9 protein-coding genes are annotated in these 6909 nt (G+C 40.7%); 8 read left to right on the top strand and 1 reads right to left on the bottom strand.

The features are described from left to right. Window positions 1-32: 32 nt before the first annotated feature. From hisB to L652_RS0100320, 7 genes are all read left to right on the top strand, one after another. Complete coding sequence (gene hisB, locus L652_RS0100350) at window positions 33-1094, top strand: bifunctional histidinol-phosphatase/imidazoleglycerol-phosphate dehydratase HisB (protein ID WP_024597352.1); 1062 nt, start codon at window positions 33-35, stop codon at window positions 1092-1094. Further along, window positions 1091-1681 (top strand): imidazole glycerol phosphate synthase subunit HisH, encoded by a 591-nt coding sequence (hisH, locus tag L652_RS0100345; protein WP_002960265.1) that lies wholly within the window; start codon window positions 1091-1093, stop codon window positions 1679-1681. The genes hisB and hisH overlap by 4 nt, the downstream gene beginning before the upstream one ends. A gap of 33 nt (window positions 1682-1714) precedes the next feature. Next, on the top strand, window positions 1715-2449 hold the full coding sequence (locus L652_RS0100340; RefSeq protein WP_002960267.1) for a 1-(5-phosphoribosyl)-5-[(5-phosphoribosylamino)methylideneamino] imidazole-4-carboxamide isomerase: 735 nt from the start codon (window positions 1715-1717) through the stop codon (window positions 2447-2449). Further along, window positions 2431-3210 (top strand): imidazole glycerol phosphate synthase subunit HisF, encoded by a 780-nt coding sequence (gene hisF, locus L652_RS0100335; protein WP_004586384.1) that lies wholly within the window; start codon window positions 2431-2433, stop codon window positions 3208-3210. The genes L652_RS0100340 and hisF overlap by 19 nt, the downstream gene beginning before the upstream one ends. Then, on the top strand, window positions 3201-3815 hold the full coding sequence (hisIE, locus tag L652_RS0100330) for a bifunctional phosphoribosyl-AMP cyclohydrolase/phosphoribosyl-ATP diphosphatase HisIE (RefSeq protein WP_024597353.1): 615 nt from the start codon (window positions 3201-3203) through the stop codon (window positions 3813-3815). Before hisF ends, hisIE begins: the two co-directional genes overlap by 10 nt. Before the next feature lie 108 nt (window positions 3816-3923). Then, the gene (locus L652_RS0100325) at window positions 3924-4478 is read left to right on the top strand and encodes a hypothetical protein (RefSeq protein WP_024597354.1); all 555 of its coding nucleotides are present in this window, start codon (window positions 3924-3926) and stop codon (window positions 4476-4478) included. 2 nt (window positions 4479-4480) lie between these two features. Next, window positions 4481-4669: a DUF1289 domain-containing protein gene (locus L652_RS0100320; RefSeq protein WP_002960277.1), complete on the top strand. Its 189-nt coding sequence runs from the start codon at window positions 4481-4483 to the stop codon at window positions 4667-4669. A 40-nt stretch (window positions 4670-4709) separates the two neighbouring features. Here L652_RS0100320 and L652_RS0100315 read toward each other — a convergent pair whose 3' ends face one another. Then, on the bottom strand, window positions 4710-5258 hold the full coding sequence (locus L652_RS0100315; protein ID WP_024597355.1) for a gluconokinase: 549 nt from the start codon (window positions 5256-5258) through the stop codon (window positions 4710-4712). A gap of 150 nt (window positions 5259-5408) precedes the next feature. Between L652_RS0100315 and gntU the strand changes: the two genes are divergently transcribed. Then, window positions 5409-6752 (top strand): gluconate transporter, encoded by a 1344-nt coding sequence (gene gntU / locus L652_RS0100310; protein WP_004586388.1) that lies wholly within the window; start codon window positions 5409-5411, stop codon window positions 6750-6752. The last annotated feature ends 157 nt before the right edge of the window (window positions 6753-6909 follow it).

Below are 6909 nucleotides of genomic sequence, written 5' to 3'. Positions count from 1 at the left end.
ACCGCAGCATCTTTAGCAGGAAACGAAGTATCATGAGTAACCCCTATTTATTTATAGACCGCGACGGCACTATTATTGAAGAGCCAATTACCGACAAACAGGTAGATAGCCTTGAAAAGCTAGCATTTTTACCTGGTGTTATTCCTGCTTTATTACAATTACAAGCCGCAGGTTACCGTTTAGTAATGGTGTCTAACCAAGATGGTTTAGGCACAGATAGCTTTCCTACTGCTGATTTTGACATAGCACAAGACAAAATGATGGACATAATGCAAAGCCAAGGCATTAGCTTTGACGAAGTATTAATTTGCCCTCACTTTAACGAGCAAAACTGCGATTGCCGTAAACCTAAAACCGGATTACTTACCGAGCTTATGCGCTCAGGCAAAGTAGATTTAGCACGCTCTTTTGTTATTGGCGACCGCGAAACTGATATTGGCCTTGCTCAAAACTTATGTTGTGAAGGTATTTTATACGAAGGCGATTGGAGTGCGATAGTAACTAAATTGACTACCGCAAACCGTGAAGGTCGTGTTACACGCAACACTAAAGAAACCCAAATTGATGTAGCCATAAACTTAGATCAAACTAAAAATGGCAGCATAGACACCGGACTTGGCTTTTTTGATCACATGCTTGATCAAATTCGCACCCACGCAAACATTGGTTTAAACATTAAAGCTAAAGGCGATTTACACATAGACGAGCACCACCTTGTTGAAGACATTGGTATTGCTCTTGGTGTCGCACTTAAACAAGCGCTTGGCACTAAATCGCAAATTGCACGCTATGGTTTTGCCCTTCCTATGGACGAGTGTAAAGCTGAAGCACAAATTGATTTATCGGGCCGTGCATCATTTGTATTAAACGCTAACTTTAGCCGCGAAAAAGCAGGCGACTTAGACGTACAAATGGTTGAGCACTTTTTCAAAAGCTTGAGTGATAACGCCGCTATTAGCCTTATTTTATCGGTAAGCGACGGTAACTGTCATCACCAAGTAGAAGGTTTATTTAAAGCGTTTTCACGTGCTCTTCGTATGGCAGTGGCACAAGACACGACCCAACAAACAGCCAGCTCTAAGGGATGTTTATGATTGCCATAATTAATACCGGTTGTGCCAATATAAATTCAGTACGCTTTGCGTTTGAACGCTTAGGGCAAACACCAACAGTAATTACTTCACCAGAGCAATTAGCGGGTTTTGAGCGCGCTATATTGCCAGGTGTAGGCCACGCGTCGGTTGCTATGAAACGCCTAGTAGATAACGGCTGGCAACAAGCTATAAATGAATACCAGCGCCCGCTTATGGGCATTTGTTTAGGTATGCAGTTACTGTGCGAAAGCACCGAAGAAGGTAACGTACAGTGCCTAGGTAAAATACCAGGGCAAGTAAAAGCGCTTGATGTAGGCAATTTAACGTCGCCGCATATGGGTTGGAATAACTTAAGCGTTAACAAAGAGCATGCATTAACTAAAGGGCTAACGCTTGATGAGCAAGTGTATTTTGTTCACAGCTTTGCGCACACCGTAAACGACGCCACACTAGTGAGCGGCGAATATGGTCAAACCTTTTCAGCCATTGTTGCTAAAGACAATTACGCAGGCATGCAATTTCACCCAGAGCGCAGCGCAAAAGTTGGCGCACGTTTATTACAAAATTTTGTTGATTGGCAGTTATAAGCTGCCCATTAACTAACAAAAAAGAGATTATTTGTGATTATTCCAGCATTAGACGTATTACAAAATCAAATTGTGCGCTTGTACCAAGGTAAATACGACACAGCACAGTTTTACCCTTTCGAACTTGGTGCGCGTTTAAAAGAATACGCCGACAGTGGCGCAGGCAAGTTACACCTTGTTGATTTAGAAGGTGCACGCGATCCAAGTAAAAAACAGTGGAAACATATTCAAGCTGCAACCAAAGCACTTAACGTACCGTACCAAGTGGGCGGCGGTATTCGCTCAGAGCAAGATGTAAGTGATTGGCTAAAAGCCGGTGCAAACCAAGTTGTTATTGGTTCAATGGCAGTAGAAAAACGCGAACAGGTAAAAGCCTGGATTGAGCAATTTGGCGCAGAGCATTTTGTAATTGCTCTTGATGTAAATAAAACAGCCACGGGCTGGGCACCAGCAACGCACGGTTGGTTAAGTGAATCTGAATTTGGTTTACTTGAGCTGGTAGATTTTTATGTAAGCTTAGGTGTTATTGATTTTTTATGCACGGACATCAGTAAAGATGGCACCATGACGGGCCCATCGTTTGAGCTTTACGAAGATTTAACTCGCCATAACAGCACAATTAAAGTGCAAGCCTCAGGTGGCGTAAGCTCACTAGATGACATTAAAAAGCTTAAAGAGCTTGGTGTGGGCGGCGTTATTTTAGGTAAATCATTGCTTGATGGCGCATTTAGCGTTGAGGAGGCATTGGCATGTTATCAAAACGCATAATCCCGTGTTTAGACGTTAAAGACGGCCAAGTAGTTAAAGGCGTTAAGTTTAAAGGCCATGAAATAGTTGGCGATATTTTAACAATGGCTAAAGCCTACAGCGAAGCTGGCGCCGATGAACTGGTTTTTTACGAAATCAGTGCAAGCGTTGAAAAACGCCTACTTGATGTAAACTGGGTAGAGAGCATTGCACGTAATATCGATATTCCATTTTGTGTAGCGGGCGGTATTAAATCAGTGGCTGATGCAGCGCGGGTACTTGAGCGCGGCGCAGACAAAATAAGCATTAACAGCCCTGCTATTGCGCGTCCTGAACTTATTAAAGAATTACACGATGAGTTTGGTAAGCAATGTGTTGTAGTCGGCATTGACAGCTTTTTTGATGAAATTACCGGCGAGTATTTAGTTTACCAATTAACCGGCGATCCTAATGCATCAAGCCGTACGCGCTATAAAACACAAGAATGGGTTAAACGCGTACAAGACCTAGGCGCAGGCGAAATTGTATTAAACTGTATGAACCAAGATGGCGTTCGTAACGGTTACGACAACGAGCAACTAAGTAAAATTCGCGATCTGTGTGACATTCCTTTAATCGCCTCTGGCGGTGCGGGTAGTATGCAAGATTTTGTTGATGTATTTAAACAAAGCAAAGTAGATGGTGCATTAGCTGCCAGCGTTTTTCATAAAAATGTGATTAACATTGGCGAACTAAAACAATTTTTAACAGATAACCAAGTGGCAGCAAGATTATGCAAGTAACACAACAAAACCAAGCTCAGGTCGATTTCGCTAAAAGTGACATGATCCCTGCGATTATTCAAGATGCCCGCTCTGGTGTTATTTTAATGCAAGGCTTTATGAACAGCGAAGCACTCGCTGTTACGCTTGATACCAATAAGGTAACGTTTTACTCGCGTTCAAAATCGCGTTTATGGACTAAAGGCGAGTCATCAGAAAACTACTTAAACGTAGTATCTGTGCATACAGATTGTGACTACGATTCAATTTTAGTACTTGCCAACCCAGAAGGCCCAACGTGTCACTTAGGCACACAAAGCTGTTTTGGTGATAAAGCAAAACCAAGTTTAAGCTTTTTAGCACAGTTAGAAGATGTGATTGTTGCGCGTAAAAATGACGACCCTGAAAAAAGCTACACAGCGTCATTATTTGCAAAAGACTTAAGCCGTAGTTGTCAAAAAGTAGGTGAAGAAGGCGTAGAAGTTGCCCTTGCCGCTATGAAACACGATAACGATGAGCTAACAAACGAGTCTGCTGATTTAATTTATCACCTGACTGTATTACTACAACGCCAAGGCTTAGCCCTTGAAGATGTAGTTAAATGCTTGCAAGGTCGCCATAAATAGCATTAGTTGTGACTAACAAAGAGGCTCATATTTATATGGGCTTTTTTATTTTTACAGTAAATCACGTGTGATATAGTGCGTGGCTAAATTAATCGGTTACTGTGAACTATGAAAAACTATATTACTCCTTCTATTGTCGCATTTATTTTAGTCGTCGCGTTTATTTTAGCGGGCTGTACCAGCAAAACTAATCAGACTACAACTACAGCAACCACTACTACAACGAATCAGTCTGTAAAAACCACAGTAACACCCGATGAATGCAGCACCATAAATAACCTAATAAATGGTTATGAGTCTGGTTTTAATTCAATCAAAACAGATAAAGTAAATAACCAGTTTACTAATCAATGGCGTACTAATACTCATATAATTGGAGCAAACTGTACAGTTACTTTAAATAAGTCAGAGCAAGCAAGCTACCAATGCCAAACACCTGTTAAAACACAAACGCAAACAATAAAGTCTCATCAAAAACTGGCTAAGCAATTGCGCCAATGCTTAACCAAAACAGGTTGGTTGGAAAGCCAAAAAGAAACAGCAAGTTCAATTTACAGCACCTTTGTACTTGATACTAAAACCCCTGTCATTACACTTGCTACCAATCAAGAAGGTAATGGGTTTTCTACTCGCTTTGAAATTGCTCCACCGTTAGGACTTTAATAATGCGCCAATTAAATCAAAACAAAAAACCATCTAAATTTAAAACTGATTGCCTAGGAATATGCGAAAGGCGCAGCGGTTACTGCACCGGGTGTGGGCGTACCAACGAAGAAATTTTTGATTGGATAATATTATCTGAAGATGAAAAAAAAGCGATTTTAGAAACACCACGAGCAGACGCTAACTCATAACAAATAAAGCCCCTAAATGTTAAAAGTAACAGTTAATTGATTAACTAAAAACTTTTAACTTGTTGTGGCTATTCATTTTAGTTGCGCTAATACAGCTTTCGACTACTTGCTCAAATGAGTTATTAATATCTATATTTATAACATTGGGCTCATCTTCTTTTGGAACTTCTAGCGCTTCAAATTGGCTTTTGAGTAAATCAACAGGCATAAAATGCCCTTTTCTGTCCTGCATACGGCTTTTAACCAGCTCAAAATCACCAAAAAGATGTAAAAAGGTAATGCCTGTATTTCCATCACATATTTGTTCTCGGTATTTCTTTTTTAATGCTGAGCAGACTATTACCGCGACTTCATTTTTCTTTTCAATGCTAAATGCAGCATCACGTATTCTTTCGAGCCAAGGCACACGATCAGCATCATTTAAAGGCTGCCCAGATGACATCTTTAATATATTAGCCTTGGGATGTAAGTCGTCTCCGTCGATAAATTTAGCGCCAATGCGCTTTGCTAATGCATCACCCACACTTGACTTTCCTGTGCTTGAAACCCCCATTACAATATAAATACGACCTACATTTGTGTTACTCATGTATTTACCCTCGCCTTAATTTAATAATTAATTATTTTCAATGTATATATTATATTGAGTTACAGGTAACATGTTACGCGTAACAAATACGAAAGTGAAGTTAAACACACACTAAACATCATAATTCACACTGAATATAAGTAGGGAAAAATGTCAGATTTATCATTAATACTAACAGCGGTAGGCTCCATATTTTTATTGCTTTTTTTAGTAATGAAAGTACGACTACATGCTGTCGTCTCTTTGATCCTTGTTTCTATGATTGCAGGATTATTCTCCGGAATGAGCCCAGAAATAATTGCCGCTACAATTCAAAAAGGAATGGCCGGAACACTAGGCTTTGTAGCGGTGGTGGTCGCTTTAGGCGCCATGTTTGGCAAAGTAATGGAAGAAACCGGCGCGCTGGATCGCATTGCCCACACACTTTTACACCGTTTTGGAGAAAAAAACGCTAATTGGGCGCTTACCTTTACGGGCTTTATTTGTGCCCTCCCCCTCTTTTTTGATGTAGCCGTTGTACTTTTAATCGGTATTGTTTTTGCTGTGGTACGAAAAGGCGGTGGCAGCGTTGTTAAAATTGGTATTGGGCTACTTGCTGGGATAGCGTCTTGTCAGGCGTTTCTTATTCCTGCGCCAGGGCCGATTTTGGTTGCCTCTCAATTAGGCGCTGACTATGGTTATATGATTTTATTTGGCCTTATTGCTGCCATACCGGCAATGATTATAGGAGGTCCAATTTGGGGCTCTATTATTTCTAAATCTATTCATGTAGAACTCCCACAGCACGAACAAATCGACGATAACCAAAGAGTTGGTAAAGGGACGCCTAGTTTTGGATTAGCATTAGGTTTAATTGCTCTGCCGTTAATTATGATTAGTTTAAATACTATTGGTAGCCGCTTTGTTGAAAAAGACTCTGATTTATATAATTGGTTAGCCTTTATAGGTCATCCATTTACAGCAATTTTAGTTGCCTGCCTAATGGCATTTTATTTGCTCGGTGCAAGGCGCGGTGTCCCTAATGCTAGAATCATGGAAATTTGTGGTAGTGCCTTACAACCTGCAGGAATTATTATTCTTGTCACTGGTGCCGGTGGGGTATTTAAACAAGTATTAGTTGATTCAGGAGTAGGTACTGCACTAGGTAATTACTTAGCTGGCTCAGGATTACCGATTGTAATACTCGCTTTTGTATTATCAGCCGCTGTGCGGGTTATTCAAGGCTCTGCGACAGTAGCTATGCTTACAGCGTGTGGCTTAATTATTCCAATGCTTCAGCCTTTAGGCCTTGATGGAGCGCAGCTTGCCGCTGTCACTATCGCTATTGGTGGGGGCTCTATTGTGCTCTCCCATGTAAACGACTCAGGATTTTGGTTAGCGAGTCGCTATCTCGGTTTGAGCGAAATGCAAACTCTTAAAACGTGGACGGTAATGGAAACTATTATTGGTACTGTTGGCGCACTTGTCGCTATGATTATTTCTCTGTTTTTGTAAAATTACAGTATGTAGAGTTATCATCACACATATAAAAATTACCTGAGCCTTTTGTTATTTAGGCTCAGGTAATTAGGCACAGGTAATTAGGCTCATATAATTAGAGTATTTAAACACTTTCACTATTAAGCGACAATTACGGTGGCCGGTCTAGCGA

It is taken from the genome of Pseudoalteromonas sp. TB25, from assembly GCF_000497995.1.
Classification (GTDB): Bacteria; Pseudomonadota; Gammaproteobacteria; order Enterobacterales; family Alteromonadaceae; genus Pseudoalteromonas; species Pseudoalteromonas distincta.
This window is presented reverse-complemented; position numbering and strand designations above follow the sequence as displayed.

What these genes read in the sequence shown, in the direction of transcription:
- hisB (WP_024597352.1), top strand. Translation starts at nt 33, where the DNA reads ATGAGTAACCCCTATTTATTTATAGACCGCGACGGCACTATTATTGAA.
- hisH (WP_002960265.1), top strand. Translation starts at nt 1,091, where the DNA reads ATGATTGCCATAATTAATACCGGTTGTGCCAATATAAATTCAGTACGC.
- hisF (WP_004586384.1), top strand. Translation starts at nt 2,431, where the DNA reads ATGTTATCAAAACGCATAATCCCGTGTTTAGACGTTAAAGACGGCCAA.
- hisIE (WP_024597353.1), top strand. Translation starts at nt 3,201, where the DNA reads ATGCAAGTAACACAACAAAACCAAGCTCAGGTCGATTTCGCTAAAAGT.
- L652_RS0100325 (WP_024597354.1), top strand. Translation starts at nt 3,924, where the DNA reads ATGAAAAACTATATTACTCCTTCTATTGTCGCATTTATTTTAGTCGTC.
- L652_RS0100320 (WP_002960277.1), top strand. Translation starts at nt 4,481, where the DNA reads ATGCGCCAATTAAATCAAAACAAAAAACCATCTAAATTTAAAACTGAT.
- L652_RS0100315 (WP_024597355.1), bottom strand. Translation starts at nt 5,258, where the DNA reads ATGAGTAACACAAATGTAGGTCGTATTTATATTGTAATGGGGGTTTCA.
- gntU (WP_004586388.1), top strand. Translation starts at nt 5,409, where the DNA reads ATGTCAGATTTATCATTAATACTAACAGCGGTAGGCTCCATATTTTTA.